Annotated in this window: 16 protein-coding genes; 11 read left to right on the plus strand and 5 right to left on the minus strand. The window is 67.4% G+C overall.

All coding sequences use genetic code 11. From position 1 onward, the window contains the following. Positions 1-122: 122 nt before the first annotated feature. The 5 genes from CPZ01_RS13555 (at position 123) to CPZ01_RS13575 (ending at position 4,117) form a co-directional block, all read left to right on the plus strand. Positions 123-278, plus strand: coding sequence for a hypothetical protein (locus CPZ01_RS13555; RefSeq protein ID WP_231899182.1), 156 nt, complete (start codon positions 123-125; stop codon positions 276-278). 467 nt (positions 279-745) lie between these two features. After that, positions 746-1,327 carry a hypothetical protein gene (locus tag CPZ01_RS13560; protein WP_096395948.1) on the plus strand — a complete coding sequence of 194 codons (582 nt, stop codon included), beginning with the start codon at positions 746-748 and terminating at the stop codon, positions 1,325-1,327. A gap of 141 nt (positions 1,328-1,468) precedes the next feature. Continuing rightward, positions 1,469-2,263 carry a thermonuclease family protein gene (locus CPZ01_RS13565; RefSeq protein WP_096395950.1) on the plus strand — a complete coding sequence of 265 codons (795 nt, stop codon included), beginning with the start codon at positions 1,469-1,471 and terminating at the stop codon, positions 2,261-2,263. Between the two features lie 40 nt (positions 2,264-2,303). Continuing rightward, positions 2,304-3,272 (plus strand): aldo/keto reductase, encoded by a 969-nt coding sequence (locus tag CPZ01_RS13570; RefSeq protein WP_096395952.1) that lies wholly within the window; start codon positions 2,304-2,306, stop codon positions 3,270-3,272. Between the two features lie 86 nt (positions 3,273-3,358). Then, positions 3,359-4,117 (plus strand): hypothetical protein, encoded by a 759-nt coding sequence (locus CPZ01_RS13575; RefSeq protein ID WP_096395954.1) that lies wholly within the window; start codon positions 3,359-3,361, stop codon positions 4,115-4,117. A gap of 607 nt (positions 4,118-4,724) precedes the next feature. Here CPZ01_RS13575 and CPZ01_RS15510 read toward each other — a convergent pair. Then, entirely contained in the window at positions 4,725-4,868 is a 144-nt protein-coding gene (locus tag CPZ01_RS15510) for a hypothetical protein (RefSeq protein ID WP_004598452.1), read from the minus strand. 163 nt (positions 4,869-5,031) lie between these two features. On the opposite strand from CPZ01_RS15510, the gene CPZ01_RS13580 reads away from it, so the two are divergent. Then, positions 5,032-6,915 (plus strand): DEAD/DEAH box helicase family protein, encoded by a 1,884-nt coding sequence (locus CPZ01_RS13580; protein WP_096396294.1) that lies wholly within the window; start codon positions 5,032-5,034, stop codon positions 6,913-6,915. A gap of 66 nt (positions 6,916-6,981) precedes the next feature. Here CPZ01_RS13580 and CPZ01_RS13585 read toward each other — a convergent pair whose 3' ends face one another. Continuing rightward, entirely contained in the window at positions 6,982-7,536 is a 555-nt protein-coding gene (locus CPZ01_RS13585) for an adenylate kinase (RefSeq protein WP_096395956.1), read from the minus strand. After that, on the minus strand, positions 7,536-7,820 hold the full coding sequence (locus CPZ01_RS13590) for a DUF5789 family protein (RefSeq protein WP_096395958.1): 285 nt from the start codon (positions 7,818-7,820) through the stop codon (positions 7,536-7,538). Before CPZ01_RS13590 ends, CPZ01_RS13585 begins: the two co-directional genes overlap by 1 nt. Before the next feature lie 159 nt (positions 7,821-7,979). Between CPZ01_RS13590 and CPZ01_RS13595 the strand changes: the two genes are divergently transcribed. From CPZ01_RS13595 to CPZ01_RS13615, 5 genes are all read left to right on the plus strand, one after another. Further along, positions 7,980-9,701 (plus strand): thiamine pyrophosphate-binding protein, encoded by a 1,722-nt coding sequence (locus tag CPZ01_RS13595; protein ID WP_096395960.1) that lies wholly within the window; start codon positions 7,980-7,982, stop codon positions 9,699-9,701. A gap of 72 nt (positions 9,702-9,773) precedes the next feature. Beyond that, entirely contained in the window at positions 9,774-10,265 is a 492-nt protein-coding gene (locus tag CPZ01_RS13600; protein WP_096395962.1) for a hypothetical protein, read from the plus strand. Positions 10,266-10,353: 88 nt separating this feature from the next. After that, the gene (locus CPZ01_RS13605) at positions 10,354-11,418 is read left to right on the plus strand and encodes a Gfo/Idh/MocA family protein (protein ID WP_096395964.1); all 1,065 of its coding nucleotides are present in this window, start codon (positions 10,354-10,356) and stop codon (positions 11,416-11,418) included. Between the two features lie 707 nt (positions 11,419-12,125). Continuing rightward, entirely contained in the window at positions 12,126-13,328 is a 1,203-nt protein-coding gene (locus CPZ01_RS13610) for a DUF418 domain-containing protein (RefSeq protein ID WP_096395966.1), read from the plus strand. An 85-nt stretch (positions 13,329-13,413) separates the two neighbouring features. Next, a complete protein-coding gene (locus tag CPZ01_RS13615; protein WP_096395968.1) occupies positions 13,414-13,641 on the plus strand; it encodes a DUF7385 family protein in 228 nt (75 codons plus the stop codon). 632 nt (positions 13,642-14,273) lie between these two features. Here the strand turns inward: CPZ01_RS13615 and CPZ01_RS15125 are convergent. Together CPZ01_RS15125 and CPZ01_RS13620 are read right to left on the minus strand one after the other, a co-directional pair. Further along, positions 14,274-14,735 carry a hypothetical protein gene (locus CPZ01_RS15125; protein ID WP_157746001.1) on the minus strand — a complete coding sequence of 154 codons (462 nt, stop codon included), beginning with the start codon at positions 14,733-14,735 and terminating at the stop codon, positions 14,274-14,276. A 154-nt stretch (positions 14,736-14,889) separates the two neighbouring features. Beyond that, positions 14,890-16,524, minus strand: a complete 1,635-nt coding sequence (locus CPZ01_RS13620; RefSeq protein WP_092924209.1) for an MATE family efflux transporter — start codon at positions 16,522-16,524, stop codon at positions 14,890-14,892. Between the last annotated feature and the right edge of the window lie 18 nt (positions 16,525-16,542).

The following is a 16,542-nucleotide window of genomic DNA, read 5'->3' on the forward strand; positions in this document are numbered from 1 at the left end:
TTTACTCAGCGCCCATGGCTTATGTCTTTATTTAAACACCCGCTTCGTCCACGTGTGCCGCCAAGTAGGACGCAGCAGATGATTGTTGAGCAGCGCGCGAAGGAACTGGAGGATTCCGGCGGATGCTCCGACCGGAGGCGGAACAGGCGTTCGGCGAAGTAATGGGGATGATGGGCGCCAATGCTGGCGCCGCTGAGTACCTGGAGCCGGCGTCACCGCGGCGAGGGATGGACCTCTCGCTGTACATCGAGGCCGAACTGGAGCAACAGGCGCTCTAAAGAGAAATTGAAGAATTATAGCAAGAAATTGAGCAATTAAAGAACTATCTGATCTCAAGTGAGTGAATAAATAGAGTTTGAATGTGGTGTATGCTGTCCAGTATTATTTTGCGTTGACGTAAACCGCGACACCAGCGATTGAAGCCGACAGGAATGCTACGAGGTTCGCTTGTGCCGAAAATCCTGTCGGAGACAGACCACGGAAGTAAATCCATAGCACGCTGAAGAGGACGAATACCAGACACCCCAGTAGTGCTTCGGCACTAATTGTCATCACTAATCACCTTTCGTCTGCTCATGTTGATGCTGTTGGAATGCATCAACACCTACAACGGCGTAAGAGCCGTTATAACAGGCTGAAACTCCTTAGTTCGACAAACGAAGAATCCGGTTCTACAATTCGGGAACCTACTTCGACGAATGTAGAATGGGAGGAAAGTTTTGACCTCCCGTGCTGTTTTTGCTCTATGGAGAGTGAACAGGATGAATTACCAGATTGGATCTCCTCCAGAATTGAGGAACCAAATTACAATAAAGACCTGACACAGAAACGAGTTGCTGAGGAGTTTGAATTTGGTGACCGACCGTTCTATAATGTTTCTCAGATGCACGCTGCCCTCGGAGGATCGGTTAGTGATGACACTGTACGGGCTCGACTAAAAGAACTGAATGAGAGGGACGTACTACAGCTTCAAGAGGTCAACAACGGGAAGATTTACTGGCTCGATCGTCCTGAGTCAAGCTGGCCTATTCCACCAGATGTTGAGGTTGAACCGAAGTCGTCTGAGATGACGCTTTCCAAATGGCGAAGTCAGACACATGTCCAAACAGCAGCTGTATCCATACTTGCCGCAATATTAGGGACCGCTGTGACGCTCGTCGGTGTTTTTCAGACTGGTGGCTACTATCAACTCCCAATTTCTGGTGGTGAACTCATCACATACGGGCTAAGCGCTGCGCTGATGAGTTATGTGGGACTGTTTGCTTCAGGAGCTATGTGGATATTTACTCAATCAGAACCCGACGAGACATCATTAGGGATTGAATGAACTGTAACTCTAGAAGTGGGTCACAACAGAACCGAGAATATTAGGCGCTGAAAAGTAACAGCGAAACCGCTCGATCGCGGCCGAGCGTGAGGGTAAGGCCGCCACCACCCGACTTTTCACGGCTCCCGGCGACGGGTGGGTATGAGCGTTCGCTGGCGGCCGATCGCCGTCGTCCTCCTCGTCGTGCTCGCCGGTTGCGCCGGCGCGCCGGTCCCGGACGTCGGCTCCGAATCGCCGCCCGCCGACCTCAATTCCCCGCCCGACAATCCCGACGGCATCGACCCCAACGACCCGGACGACACCGCCTGGACCGGCACCGTCGTGCGCGTCGTCGACGGCGACACGATGGAGGTCGAGTTCCCGAACGGCGAGGTCGACACCGTCCGGCTGCTCGGCGTCGACACGCCCGAGACGAGCGCGGAGTCGACCTCGCCCGGCGAGTTCGAGGGGATCCCGGAGACGGACGCCGGCCGGGCGCACCTCCGGGCGTGGGGCCTTGAGGCGTCGGCGTTCGCGGAGTCGGAGCTCGCCGGCGAGGAAGTCACGGTCGTCACCGGCGGCGACCGTCGCGGGGGCTACGGGCGCCTCCTCGCGGTGCTGTACGTCGACGGCGAGGACTTCAACGAGCGCCTGCTGACCGAGGGGTACGCGCGGCTGTACGACACCGAGTTCGCGCTGCGCGACGCGTACGCAGCGGCCGAGGCGGACGCGATGGAGCGCGGGGCGGGGCTCTGGGCGTTCGACGAGTCCGACTACCCCACCGAGCCGAGCGAGGTCGACGACGAGGACCTCCCGCCGCTCCCCGAGGACGGCGACTACGACTGCGGCGACTTCGACACGCGGGCGGAGGCGAACGCGGTCCTCGACCGGTCGCCGGGCGACCCGCACGACCTCGACGCCGACGGCGACGGCGAGGCGTGCGAGTCGCTCCCGTGAGACACGACGTTTTATGCGACGGGCGGGCGCCCAATCGGTCATGGAGTACACGACGCTGGGCGGGACCGGGACGACCGTGAGCGGACTCGCGCTGGGCTGTATGAGCTTCGGGAGCGGCCACGACTGGATGCTCGACGAGGAGGAGGGCCGCGAGCTGATCGAGCGCGCGATCGAACTCGGGATCACGTTCTTCGACACCGCGAACGTCTACTCGAACGGGGAGAGCGAGGAGATCCTCGGCGACGTCCTCGGCGAGTACGACCGCGACGAGTTCGTCGTCGCCACGAAGGTGTACGGCGAGATGGACGAGTCGAACCCCAACTCTGGCGGGCTCTCCCGGAAGGCGATCGAACAGGAGCTGTCGAACTCGCTCGACCGGCTCGGGATGGACACGATCGACCTGTACCAGATCCACCGCTGGGATTACGACACGCCGATCGAGGAGACGCTCGCGACGCTCGACGACGCGGTGCGGCGCGGCGACGTGCGCTATATCGGCGCCTCCTCGATGTGGGCCCACCAGTTCGCGGAGGCGCTTCACACGAGCGAGCGCGAGGGGTACGAACGGTTCGTCACGATGCAGAACCTCTACAACCTCGCGTACCGCGAGGAGGAGCGGGAGATGGTCCCGCTCTGTCAAAAGAAAGATGTGGGAATGATCCCGTGGAGCCCCGTCGGCGCGGGGTACCTCGCGCGACCGTACGAACAGGACGACGCGACCACGCGCGGGGAACACGAGACCGAACTCGGCCGGCCCTACCGCGAGGGCGGCGGCGAGGAGATCAACCGCCGCGTCGAGGAGCTCGCCGACGAGAAGGGCGTGAAGATGGCGCAGATCGCGCTCCGGTGGGTGGCCGGCAAGGACGTCGTCGACGCGCCCATCGTCGGCACCTCCAGCGTCGAACACCTCGAAGACGCCGTCGAGGCGCTCGACGTCGACCTCTCCGACTCCGACGTCGAGTGGCTCGAAGAGCCGTACGAGCCGGTCCGCGTCTCCGGTCACGAGTAGGGACTCGGGCCGCCGGGCGCAGACCGACGGCCGACGGCCCTGTGCCGCCGTAACACACTTAAGAGCGCGCTCGATACGGTGTCGTAGTGGCATCCCGACAGGGCGGGTCGGGGGACGCGGAGCCCCTCGGGCCCGGATCGACGGAGCGTCGGACCGCTTCCACGACCGCCGCCGCGAGCCGAGAGGACGACGTACGGTCTCGGTCGCCGCCGGAGTCGCCGGCGCGCCGCCGCGCTCGCGCCGGCCGATCCGACCGGACCGGCCGAAGCCGGGAGTATCGGTCGGTCGATTCGCCGCGCGGCGGGGAGGCCGCCGCCCGGACGCCGGAGGACCCGCCCGTGCGCGACCCTTCGCTTTACGCGCTCACCGACCACTTCCGCGAGCGGCTCGAACAGCCCGGTCGGTACGTCTCGACGCGCAGCGTGAGCGACGCGATCCGTGAGGGACAGCTCCGCTGGAACAGCACCGACGGCTGGCGGTTCGCCCTCGTCGAGGGCGGCGTCCGCTTCGTCGTGGTCGTGGGCGACACGGAGACGAACTCCCCGGTCGTCGTCACCGGCTGGACCGAGGTCGCGGACCGCGAGGCCGCCCTCGAAGCCTCGCGGTGGGACGGCGTCGACGTCGACACCATCGCCGTGCGCGCCGCCCTGAGCGAGTCGGCGTCGACGCCGATCCCCGACCGGATCCGGCCCCGGACCGTCACCCGCCCGTTCGAGGTCGGCGAGCACCGCCTCGAGACCGAGCCGGGCGAACCGTTCGTGCGCTGTACCGACTGCGGCTGTCGGTTCCGCTCGAAGGAGGGGATCACCTCGCGGCGGTGTCGACAGCGGTCCCCGGGTCGGTAGCCGGCGACGTTATTTATTAACGATAGCCGAACGGCGAAGTTGATTCTCAGGAGCCACCTTAGTGCGGTGGCGCGTGCCTGCGAGCGGCCGCTAGGCCGCGAGCCAGCACGCGCGAGGGAGTCGCTGGCGGCGCCAGCCGCCAGCGACGAGGCTGGGGAGGTGTGAGGCTGCGGTGCGGGGTGGTCGGGTGGGACTCAAAGGGGCAGTCGCCGGCGGCGAAGCCGCCGGCTGCCCGTGGCGCGTAGCGCCACGCTGCCGCGAGGGCGAAGGCGCGCGACGCAAGGACCGCAGGAGTGAGCGAAGCGAACGACGAGGACCGCAGCGAGCGCACCGAGCCCTCGCGGCTGGGGCTTTGGAAGTGTCGTCCGTCGATCTAATAGTAGATATTTATCACTGAGCGGCTGGGGCTTTGGAGTGCTCTCCGCGGCGAGAGCGGTTACTTATAAATAGTGGCTGAACTACCGGAGCCGGGCCCGCGAGTTCGGTGACGATACGGCTACTCGGCCCCCTGTCGGACGAGCGAACCCGCGCTGTCCCAGTTATTTATAAATCGTTCAACTCATCGCCGTCTCGGCGGCGTCGTCGACTCGGTCGGAGTCGGATCCGCCTACAACCCGATGATGTCGTCGAGTTCGACGTCGCTCACGCGGCCGCCGCACACCGCGCACTCCGCGACGTCACGGGGACCGGCCCCGCCTTCCATGTGAAGGTTGCCGCACTCGGTACACACTTCGAATTCAGCGTCAAGCATGGGGCCGGACGTTTTCGGAATCCGCCGTATATGTTTTGTGTCGGAGACGGCCGACCGCGCCGGACGGGACCGGCCGTGCCGGGCGGGGCCGACCGTGTCGGACGCGGTCGACGGTCGGCCCGGTGACGCTACCCCTTTCCGCCTCGCGGCCGAAGCGGCGACGATGACCGACGACACCGGCGACGACGCCGGAAATGATCATGACGACAACCTCTCCTTAGACCGCTTCCACGAGGCGCTCGAAGCCGAGGAGCGCCCGGTCGCGACCGCGAGCGAGGTGGCCCGCCGACTCGGAACGACGCAGGCCGCGGCCCGCGACGCCCTCGGCGCGCTCGTCGACCGCGGCGACGTGGACCGGCTCGACGTCGAGGCCGACCCCGTCGTCTTCTACCCGCGCGACTGGGGCGCGTTAGCGAGCCGCGAGCGCGTCGTGGTCTTCCCGAAGCGCCGCGAGATCGTCGTCGACCGCCCCACTCAGTACACCCGCGCGCGGCTCTCGCAGTTCGCGAACCTCGTCGACACCACCGGCACGGAGCCCGGCACGCGCGGCTACCTCTACCGGATCCGGCAGGAGGACGTGTGGGCCGCGCCGTTCGACGACGCCGACGCGGTCGTCGACGCGCTGCGCTCCGTGCTCCCGCGCCGCTTCGAACACCTCGAAGACTGGGTGCGCGACCAGTGGCGTCGCGCGCACCGCTTCCGGCTGTACACCCACGCCGACGGCTACGTGGTCCTCGAGGCCGCCTCGGAGAACCTGATGGGAAACGTCGCGGACCAGCACCTCGACGACGACCACCTCCGCGCGCCCATCTCGGACACCGAGGCGTGGGTCAACGAGGACGCCGTCGCCGCGGTGAAGCGCGCGCTCTACGACGCGGGCTATCCCGTCGAGGACGACCGCGACCTCGAGACCGGCGATCCGGTCGAGATCGAACTCACCACCGACCTCCGCGACTACCAGGCGACCTGGGTCGATGAGTTCCTCGACCGCAAGTCGGGCGTGTACGTCGGCCCGCCCGGCTCCGGCAAGACCGTCGCCGCGATCGCGACGATCGCCGCGGTCGGCGGAGAGACCCTCATCCTCGTGCCCTCGCGCGAACTCGCCGACCAGTGGCGCGAGGAGTTGCTCGACCACTCCACGGTCGATCCCGCCGACATCGGGCTCTACCACGGCGGGACCAAGGAGATCCGCCCGGTGACGATCGCGACCTACCAGATCGCGGGGATGGACCGCCACCGGAGCCTCTTCGACTCCCGCGAGTGGGGGCTGATCTGCTTCGACGAGGCCCACCACGTCAGCGCCCCCGTCTACTCCCGGACCGCCGAGCTCCAGAGCAAACACCGGCTCGGCCTCTCGGCGACGCCCGTCAGCGAGACCGGCAGCGAGGAGGAGATATACACCCTGATCGGCCAGCCCATCGGCGCCGACTGGGACGCGTTGTTCGAGGCCGGCTTCGTCCAGGAGCCCGAGGTCGAGATCCGCTACGTGCCGTGGCGCGACGAGCTGGCGCAGAGCGAGTACGCCGCCGCGGACGGCCGGGAGCGCAGACGCCTCGCGGCCGAGAACCCCGCGAAGATAGAGGAGATCCGATACCTGCTGGCCGCCCACCGCGACAAGAAGGCGCTCGTCTTCGTCGAGTACCTCGATCAGGGCGAGGCGATCGCCGACGCGCTCGGCGCCCCGTTCATCAGCGGGGAGACGCCGCACCACGAGCGCGCGGAGCTGTTCCGGCGGTTCCGCGCGGAGGACGGTGGCACCGCCGACACTGCTGGCACCGACGACGGCCTCGACGTCCTCGTCGTCTCCCGCGTCGGCGACGAGGGGATCGACCTCCCGAACGCCGAGCTCGCGGTCGTCGCGAGCGGCCTCGGCGGCTCCCGGCGACAGGGGTCGCAGCGCGCCGGCCGGACGATGCGGCCGACCGGCTCCGCGCTCGTCTACGTCCTCGCGACCCGGGGCTCCAGCGAGGAGGAGTTCGCGCAGCGGCAGATGCGCCACCTCGGCCGGAAGGGCGTCCGCGTCCGCGAGACGAATATCGCGGAGTAGCCCGCGACTCGCTCCCCGCGACCCGACCCCCTCGGCCTCCGGAGCGAGTCGAACCGAATCGGCGGGTCAGATCGAGTCCGCGAGGTGCTCGGCCGCCTCCTCGATCTCCCCCTCGTTCTCGACGAACCGAACGGGTGCGTTCTGGTCCCTCGCGTACTGGAGCGCCGCGGACCGGTTGAGGTCCTGCTCGAAGTCGATCCGGCGTTCGGTGACCCCGTTGAGGTCGCGGTCGCTCTCTCGTCGCCGTTCGAGGATCGTCGCCGGCTCCGCCTCCACGAGGACGAACGCGTCAGGCGAGACGTCTTGGAGCACTTCGACCGGTAACCCCTGGACGTAGCCGGTCCGCGTTTCGACCGCGAGGTGCGTCGAGAGGATCACGTTCGTCGTCTCCGCCTCCTCGGCGACGAACTCGCCCGCGCGACGCTGGAGGCGACGCGTTTCGGTCTGCGAGAGCGTGCCGAGTCGGGCCCGCTCGGTCGTGATGCCCATCGCCGCCGCCTGTTCGAGCATCACGTCACCGAAGTTGATCAGCTTGTACCCGTCTCCGAGTCCGCGTCGGACCGCCTGGCAGACGCTGGAGAGGCCGACGCCGTTGACTCCCGACACGAGCGTGACGGACATCAGAAGCTCACCTCGTTCTCCTCGCCCCCCGGGGTCCCGCCGCGGTCGTCGTAGTACCGGCGGCCGATGAACTGTGCGCCGACGAGTATCATCAGCGTGTCGTAGAGGGCGTCCGCGGAGTCGAACGTCTCGACGTCCGATCGGTCGATGACCGCCCGGATCGTCGTTGACTCTCCGTCCGGCGGCGACAGCTCCGTGTCACCGACCGTCTCAATCACCTCGTCCCGGGGCGCCGGAAACTCCAGCTTCCTCGCGAACAGGTCGCGCGTTTCTGGTAAGCGCATACATACCATACGACAGCGCACGCGAGGATAAGTGCACATGTGACTCGGTCGTCACGGTTTCTCCGAGGCGTTCCCTCCCGGCCCGGGGCGGGTCCGCGCGATCGCTCGCGGACCGTCGGCGGGCGAAGCTTTCAACACCCGCTCCGGCGACTTCGCGACATGGACGCCGACGAGCCTTCGCCCGCCGCCGACAGGGACGCCGAGCCCCCGACCGTCGCGGAGGCGGTCGTCGACGCCATGCTCGACCGCGGCGTCGACACCGTCTTCGGCATCCCCGGAAAGCAGACCCTCCCGCTGAACCGGGCGCTCGCCGACCGCGACGCGCGGTTCGTCGTCGCCCGCCACGAGACCGCCGTCCCCCATCAGGCGTGGGGGTACGCCGAGACGAGCGCGCCGGGCGCGATGGCCGCCACCTGCGTCGTCCCCGGCCCGGGCGACACGAACGCGATGAACGGGCTGAAGAACGCCCTGAACGACTGCGTCCCTCTCCTCCACCTCGCCGTCGAGACGGAGCGCTCAGTGCGCGGCGGCGACGGCATCCACGAGACGCCCCCGGAGACGTACGACACGGTCGTCAAGGAGAACGTCCTCGTGGACTCGCCCGCGGGCGCGGTCCCCGCGGTCGCCGAGGCGATCCGGACCGCCCGCGAACACCCGCAGGGCCCGGTCCGCGTCGGGATCCCGAAGGACGTCCTCGCGGGCCGCACGCCCCAGCCGGCGGTGGGCGACCGCGGCCCCTCGCCACCGCCGGCTCCGCCCGCGGAGGCGGTCGCAGAGGCCGCCGACCTCTTGACCGACGCGACGGCGCCCGTCGTCCTCGCCGGCGGCGGCGTCAGGCGGTCGGGCGCGAGCGACGCGCTCCGGGCGGTCGCCGAGTCGTTCGACGTGCCCGTCGCGACGACGTACAAGGGGAAGGGGACGCTCCCGGAGTCGCACCCGCTGTCGGCCGGCGTCCTCTGTGGCGGCGCGAGCGCGGAGCTCCGCGACCTCCTCGCGGGCGCCGACGTCGGCCTCGTCGTCGGCTCCGATCTCGACGCGGTCGCGACCGCCTCGTGGTCCGTCTCGATGCCCGATACGCTGGTCCACGTCACGCTCGACGGCGACGACGTGGGGTTCGGCTACGAGACCGACCTCGGCGTCGTCGCCGACGCCGACCGCTTCCTCCGCGCGCTCGACGAGGAATTCGCCGACGAGCGCACGCCGCCTCGCGACCGCGACGGCGCCGAGCGCGCCGAGGCGGTCCGCGCGGCCGACCGCGGCCGGTTCGCGGCGCTCTCCGAGGGCCGCGGTCCCGACGACCCGCTCCGCTCGGTCGAAGTCCTCTCGGCGGTGCGCGACGCGGTCCCCGACGAGGCGGTCGTGACCGCCGACGCGGGCGGGTTCCGGCTGTGGACGCTCGTCTCGTTCCCCGCGTCCGGGCCGCGCTCGTACGTCAACCCGGGCTCGTGGGCGACGATGGGCACCGGCGTCCCGTCCGCGATCGGCGCCAAGCTGGCGAACCCGGACCGCGACGTGGTAGCGCTCACCGGCGACGGGGGGCTGATGATGTGCGTTCACGAACTTCACACGCTTGCGAGCGAGGGGATAGACGTCACCGTCGTCGCGCTCAACAACGACGACTACGCGATCATCAGCGAGGAGGCGTCGCGATCGTACGAGTTCTCCGAGGGCGCCTACGGCTGGGCGGAGACCGGGCTCGACCTCGTCGCGGTCGCGTCGGGCATGGGCCTGCCGGCCGAGCGCGTCCGCGAGCGCGACGCCGTCGGCGACGCCGTCGAGCGCGCTCGGACTCGGGACGGGCCCGCGCTCGTCGAGGTCGTCACCGACCCGAACGAGCCGCAGGCGAGCGAGTGGATGACCGGGGCGCGACCGGGCGAGTAGCCACTCGGTTTCACGCCGGGCGTTTCCGACATCTGAAGCGATCTATATGGGCGCCGGCTCCCGAGTTGGCGTATGAGAAACCCGTGGGTTCACGACGATGTCCCGGACGATCCCGGAAGGGGCTACGACGGTCCCGTCCGCCTGCTGGCGGCGTTCATGTGGGGCTCGCTGGCGCTCCTCGTCGGCGGGTTCGTCCTGCTCTCCGGAGCGGGCGTCGTCGACCTCGCCGACGGCGGATCCCTCGGCGAGGTCGTGACCGGAGTCGTCGCCGCGCTCGCGGTGGCGTTGGCGCTCCCCGTCCTCTTGAAGCTGCTCGCGATATCGCGCGCGCTCGCCGCCCTTGCGTTCCTCGTCACGGGCGCGTCCGTCGGTCGGTTCGTGATCGCCCGCGAGCCCGAGCGGTTCCGGGCGCTCCTCGACGCGCGCGACGGGCTGGCCGAGAACGCGGGCGCGCTCGGTGACCTCTTCGACGTCGTCGACTCGCTGTCACCTGCGATGACCGACGGCGCGACGGCGGTCGTCGACGGCGCGATCGCCGCCGTCATCGCCTTCCCGGCCGCGTGATCCGGTCGTGCCGGCGGGTCGAACTGTCGCTTTCGCGGCGCGCGCGACGGGACGTGAGCCTTAACAACTCTCGTTGTGAATCCCGTCCATGACGCATCCGAACGACGTCGCCGTCGGGATCGTCGGCCTCGGCGGTATCGGGTCCCACCACGCGACGAAGCTGGTCGAACGCGGCGCGAACCTCGTCGGCGGGATGGACATCGACGCGGACGCCCGCGCGCGGTTCCACGAGGAGTTCGACCTCCCCGCCTACGAGGAGGAAGCGGCCCTCTACGAGGCGTGCGATGCCGTGCTTATTACCACGCCGAACCGCTTCCACGAGGAGTACGCGACCACGGCGCTGGAAGCGGGCCTCGACGTGCTCTTGGAGAAGCCGCTGGCGCACACGCTCGAGAGCGCCGAGCGCATCGCCGAGGCCGCCCGCGCCGCCGAGGGGTTCTGTATGGTCGGGTTCAACAACCGGTTCGCGGAGCCCGTTCGGGTGATCAAACACTACCAAGACGAGGGGCGGTTCGGCGAGACGACCCACGTCGAGGCGAACTACGTGCGCCGGCGCGGGGTTCCCGGCCGCGGCTCGTGGTTCACGTCGGCGGACGTCGCCGGCGGCGGCTCGCTCATCGACATCGGCGTCCACGCGATCGACCTAGCCCTCTACTTCCTCGACCATCCCGAGGTCGTCGAGGTCTCCGGCGAGACGCGCTCGGAGTTCGGCGGCCGCGACGACTACGCGTACGTCCACATGTGGGGCGACGACAACGGTCCGGAGGGGTTCGACGTCGACGACTCCGCGTCGGCGTTCATCCGCGGCGCCGACGGCTCCACGGTGTCGCTGGAGGTCGCGTGGGCGACGAACCGCCCGGCAACGGACGAGTTCGTCGTTCGCGGCACCGAGGCGGGCGCGACGTTCGACCGCGGCAGCGACGACCTCACCATCCACGAGGCTGGCGTCGGCGGGGGCCACCACCTCACGGACGCGACGGTCGAGACGCGCGAGGGCGACGCCCACGCCGCCGAGCAGGCGACCTTCCTCGAAGCGGTCGCCGCGGGCGAGGCGCCCGCGATCAACACCGTCGAGGAGGGGTTACGCGTCCAGCGCGTCATCGACGCCATCTACCGGTCCTCGGAGACCGGCGCGGCGGTCCGGCTGGACTGAGCGGCCCCGTTGAAACCCTCTACAAGAACCATATTCGGCCCCAGTTCCGTTCAATATAGAGGAAGGGATGAGCGATAGCGGGAGTGGGTATCGCAGATCGGCGGCCGCGAGGTAGTATTTAAATGACCGAGAGCGACGGCGACAACCGCTTATAAATCAGGCTGCGGTCGGCGCGCCTGCGAGCGGCCGCCATTGGCGGCCGCGAGCCAGCCCGCGAGGGACGCCGCGAACGCCCGCAGGGCGTGAGCGGCGAGGCTGGGGAGGTGTGAGGTGCCGTGCGGGGCTGTCTGGGGCGGGACTCAAAGGGGCAGTCGCGAGGCGGACGCAGGCGTTCACGAGAGCAGAGCTCTCGTGAGCCAATCAGAACGCGGAGCGTTCTGATGACGACGTAAGCACCGCAGCGAAGGAGCGCCAGCGACTGAGCGAGGAGCACAGCGAGCGTGCGTCCGCCCCGCGACTGGGGCTTTGGAGGTACTCACCGCAGCAGCGTCAGTCACTTATAAATAGCCGACAACAACACTCCAACTCCCCTTATAAACGGCCTCACTCACGACGTACAACACTCACTCCCGGTATCGATCGGGAAGCACCGGTCATCGATCGACTGTTACAGGTGAGAATCTGTCAGCGACGACGCCCCGACCGTCGGTGACGCCCGCCGCGATGGGAACCTATTCGGTGCTGGGGGCCGTTTCCGCGGACAACTCGTGACCAGCGATCCCGGCCCCACGCCGCCCTCCGAACGTATCACCAGCCTCGACGCGCTCCGTGGGTTCGCGCTGCTCGGCATCCTCGTCATCAACATCCGCGTCTTCTCGATGCCGGAGCAGACCCTGCTCAACCCGAACGTCTACGGCGACTTCACCGGGCTCGACTACTGGACGTGGTTCGTCGGCCACGTGTTCGCGCAGTCGAAGTTCATCACGATCTTCTCGGCGCTGTTCGGCGCGGGCGTTCTCATGTTCATCGAGAGCAAGGAGGAGAAGGGGCAAGACGCCGTCCGCCTCCACCTCCGGCGGACCGCGGTGCTGATCGCGATCGGCCTCCTCCACGCCTACCTGCTGTGGTACGGGGATATCCTCGTCACGTACGGGCTCACCGGGATCTTCCTGCTGTTCGTCCGCGACCTCGACGCGCGTCGGCTCGCCGGGCTGGCCGGAGTCTTCCTGCTCTTTATCCCCGCGGTCGAGCTGTTCGCGGCGATCTCGATCGGCGGCGAGGCGCTCGCCGGCCAGTGGATGCCCGCGGAGGCCGCGATCCGACAGGAGGTGGCCACCTACCGCGGCGGCTGGCTCGACCAGATGAGCCACCGCGTCGACTCCTCGTTCCAGCGGCAGACGTCCGGCTTCATCGGGTCGAGCTTCTGGCGGGTCGGCGGCGTCATGCTCCTCGGCATGGCGCTGTACAAGCGGGGCGTGCTGACCGGGGAGCGGTCGACCGCGTTCTACCGTCGGCTCGTCGCGGGCGGCGCCGTCGGCGTCGGAATCGTCGTCGCCGGCGTCGCGTACATCGAGGCGAACGACTGGAGCGCGGGCGCCGCGCTGTACTGGCGGCAGTTCAACTACGTCGGGAGCCTCCTCGTCGCCGGCGGCTACGTCGGACTGATCACCCTGTTCGTCCGGTGGCGCGGCGAGGGCGTCATCACCCGCGCGCTCGCCGCGGTCGGCCGGACCGCGTTCACGAACTACCTGCTCCAGACGGTGATCGCGACGACGATCTTCTACGGGCACGGGCTCGGGCTGTTCGGCTACGTCAGCCGGGTCGAAGCGATGGGGATCGTCGTCGCGATCTGGGCGGTCCAGATAGTCCTCTCGGTGCTCTGGCTGCGCTACTTCCGGTTCGGTCCCGTCGAGTGGGTGTGGCGGACGCTCACCTACGGGGAGAAGCAGCCACTGCGGTTGAAGAGCTGAGTTCGCGGGCCGCCGACCCGCGTCGCGTTCTCCGAACTGAGACTCGCGTGGACACGTTCAACACCCTCCCGCCGAACACCCGCGTATGACCGGGTTCGACGTCCACGACCACCGCCACGAGCTGAAACAGCTCCGCGATTCGGGCGCGACGAGCCTCTGGGCGAACCGCGAGGAGATGGCGTGTCCGGTGTGCGACGACGCCTTCTCAAGGCTGTTCGTCACCCGACAGAGCGGGACGACGTTCCCCGAGAACGACGGCGCGCGGTTCTGCCTGCTGTGCGACGGCGACGCGGTGTACCTGTTCAGACACTGAGCGCACAGGCGATCGGGTATACCGAGCGTCGGCTCCGTTGAAATCCCTTCTTCAGAGGTATGTTCGCCTGAAACGGCTGGTCGCTGAAGAGTGCTTCTTGATCGGTTGCGGGAGTACGTCGCTCAGTGTAATGGCGTAGTTGTTTATAAAGAGAAGAGCGGTGTTGCTGTCGGCTGTTTATAAGTGACCGTCGCTACTGCGGTGAGGATCTCCAAAGCCCCAGTCGCGACGGCTCGCGCGCCTTGCTGTCGTTCGAAAGGCGCGTCGCGCCTTTCGTGATGACGAGACGCCGCCGGCGTCTCGAACCACGCTCCTCAGTCGCTCGTTTCACTCGCTCCTTGCGGTGCTTACTGCGGCGTGCTTCGCCCTCGCGACTGCCCCTTTGAGTCCCACCCCGCACCGCCCCGCACCTCACGCCTCCCCAGCCTCGTCGACCGCCCTCCGCTTCGCTCCGGCCGGTCGACTCCCTCGCGGGCGGTTCGCGGTCGCCACAGGCGACCGCTCACCGGCGCGCCACCGCGATAACTGATCGCTCACTGCTACCTCTGTATTGACCGCGAACCCGAGGAAGTTGTCTCAAAACGTAGTAATCGGGACCACTTGTCTCGGTCTAATCATTTCACTGTGAAAATCTAGCAGTACTCTTTGACGACGAGCACACTAGCAACGCCGATGAGTCCCCCAACGAATAGTCGCATTGCGTGAGGCAGACTATTCTGTATATGACCAAACAACGACCGTTCTACTCCACTACCAGACACAAAGAGATTAGTCACCACTACTCCAAGAACTGCGTTTCCGATGGTAAAGACGATCCCTCCGATGAAAAACCCCATGACGACGCTTCCCGGTGTGTACTCTCTCGTCGTCAGATAATACGCGATTACTGCACAAGCAAGGGGAATCCCGACGGAAAAGACGAACCCTCCGACGGTCATTATCGGTTGTGACCATGTCTCTATGTAGGCGGTGCTTGCCGTTGGAGACATCAATTCTTGCGGAACAACAAAAAGCAAGATAGTGGTAAGCAGAAGAAACAGCGCGCCGAATACTCCGATGCCGGCACCAATTTTGACGGGTTTCTGGTGATACATATTTGGGAGTCGGTGCTATTGCGTATTGAACTAACGGCCTAGGTATCTATTGTGATACTATGCGAATCTCTAGTACCAGTCTCTAGATCGACTGTATTGAGCGCGATTGGGTCGGAATATCTCACTCGTGACGGATCGCAACTGATCCGGGGCGTCAGTCGTCGCCCAGCGGGTCGACGCCGGGGTCGGGGTCCTCGATGTAGCGCTCGGTCCACGTGCCGCGCGAGAACCACGCCACGCCGACGACGGCACCGAGGACGTTCCCGAGCGCCATGCCGACCCAGACGCCGGTCTCGCCCCAGCCGGCGACGAACACGAGGTACCCCACGCTCGCGACTCGGCCCACCCAGAGGGTGAGAATCGAGATGACCATCGCGGTCTTCGTGTTGCCGGCGCCGCGGAACGCGCCCAAGATCACCTGCGAGACGCCGATGAAGGCGAACTCCACCGACCGGATCCGGACGTACTCGACCGCGTAGGAGATGGTCTCGGGCGCGTCCGGCACGTCGCCGAGGAACGCGCCCACGATCGGCTCGGTGAACGCGACGGCGACGACCGCGACGAGGAACATCACGCCAGCGCCGGTCGTGGCGGCGAACTTCACCGCCTTGGCGGCGCGGTCGGCGCGGTCGGCGCCGAGGTTCTGCCCGACCATCGTGTCGATGGCGCGGCCGAGCCCCATCGCGGGGAGGAAGACGAGCGAGATGAGGCGGTTGCCGAGCCCGTAGGCGGCGACGACGGGCGGCGAGAAGGTGACGATCATCGCGGTGAGTGTGATCATCGCGAGCGCGCTCGTCGTCTGCTCGACGCTGGAGGGGAGCCCGAGCCGGAAGATGTCCCGGATGAAGTCGAGGTCGGGCGCGAGGTGGCCGAGCGTCACGTCGGGGCCGTAGCCCGTCCCGAACAGGATCCAGAGCCCGATGGCGGTCGCGACGCCGCGCGAGAGGATCGTCGCGAGCGCGGCGCCCTGAATGCCGATCCCGGTGACCCCCGTCGCCGAGAGCAGGGTCGCCTCAAGCGCGACCGGGTCGAGCGCGGCGAGGCCGGGCACCGCGGCGAGCCACTCGAACAGGGGGTTGCCGTCGAACCCGAAGATGAAGAACGGGTCGAGCAGGACGTTCAGGAGGACGGAGACGAACATGACCGCCATCGGCGTCCGCGTGTCGCCGTAGCCGCGCATCAGCGCCGAGAAGACGAAGAAGCCGAACATCAGGGGGATCCCGGCGAAGATCACCTCCATGTAGTCGGCCGCGAGCGGGATCACCGTCGCCGCGGTCTCGGCGTCGCTCGGCAGGACCTCGAGGGCGGGTCGAGTGTAGAAGTACCCGCCGATCCCGATGAACACGGACAGCACCGAGACGGTGAAGATCGTCTGTCCCGCAACGAGCCCCGCGGACCCGTCGCCGTCGGCGCCGGTGTACTGCGCGACGAGGATCGCGCCCGCGGTCGTGAAGCCGCCGGCGACCGCGATCAGCAGGAAGATGAGGGGGAACGCGAGGCTGATCGCGCCGACGGCCTCCGCCGAGAGCCGGCCGAGGTAGAGGGTGTCGACGATGTTGTACGTCACCTGTAACAGCTGGATGACGACGATCGGCCACGCTAAGCGGAACAGCGGTCGGAGGAGGCTCCCCTCGGTGATCGACTCGTCGTCGAGCGGGCCGTCGTCGTCGCCGGGCGCGTCGCTGCGCTCGTCGGCCTCGCGGCGGTCGGCGGCGTCAGCGGACGTGTCGTCTGGCCCGTCGGAGGAGTCCGACGGATCGGAGGGGTCGGCAGCGGGCTCGTCGCTCACTGCCGTACAAACGCCGGG

This window comes from Halorubrum trapanicum (genome assembly GCF_002355655.1).
Lineage (GTDB): Archaea > Halobacteriota > Halobacteria > Halobacteriales > Haloferacaceae > Halorubrum > Halorubrum trapanicum_A.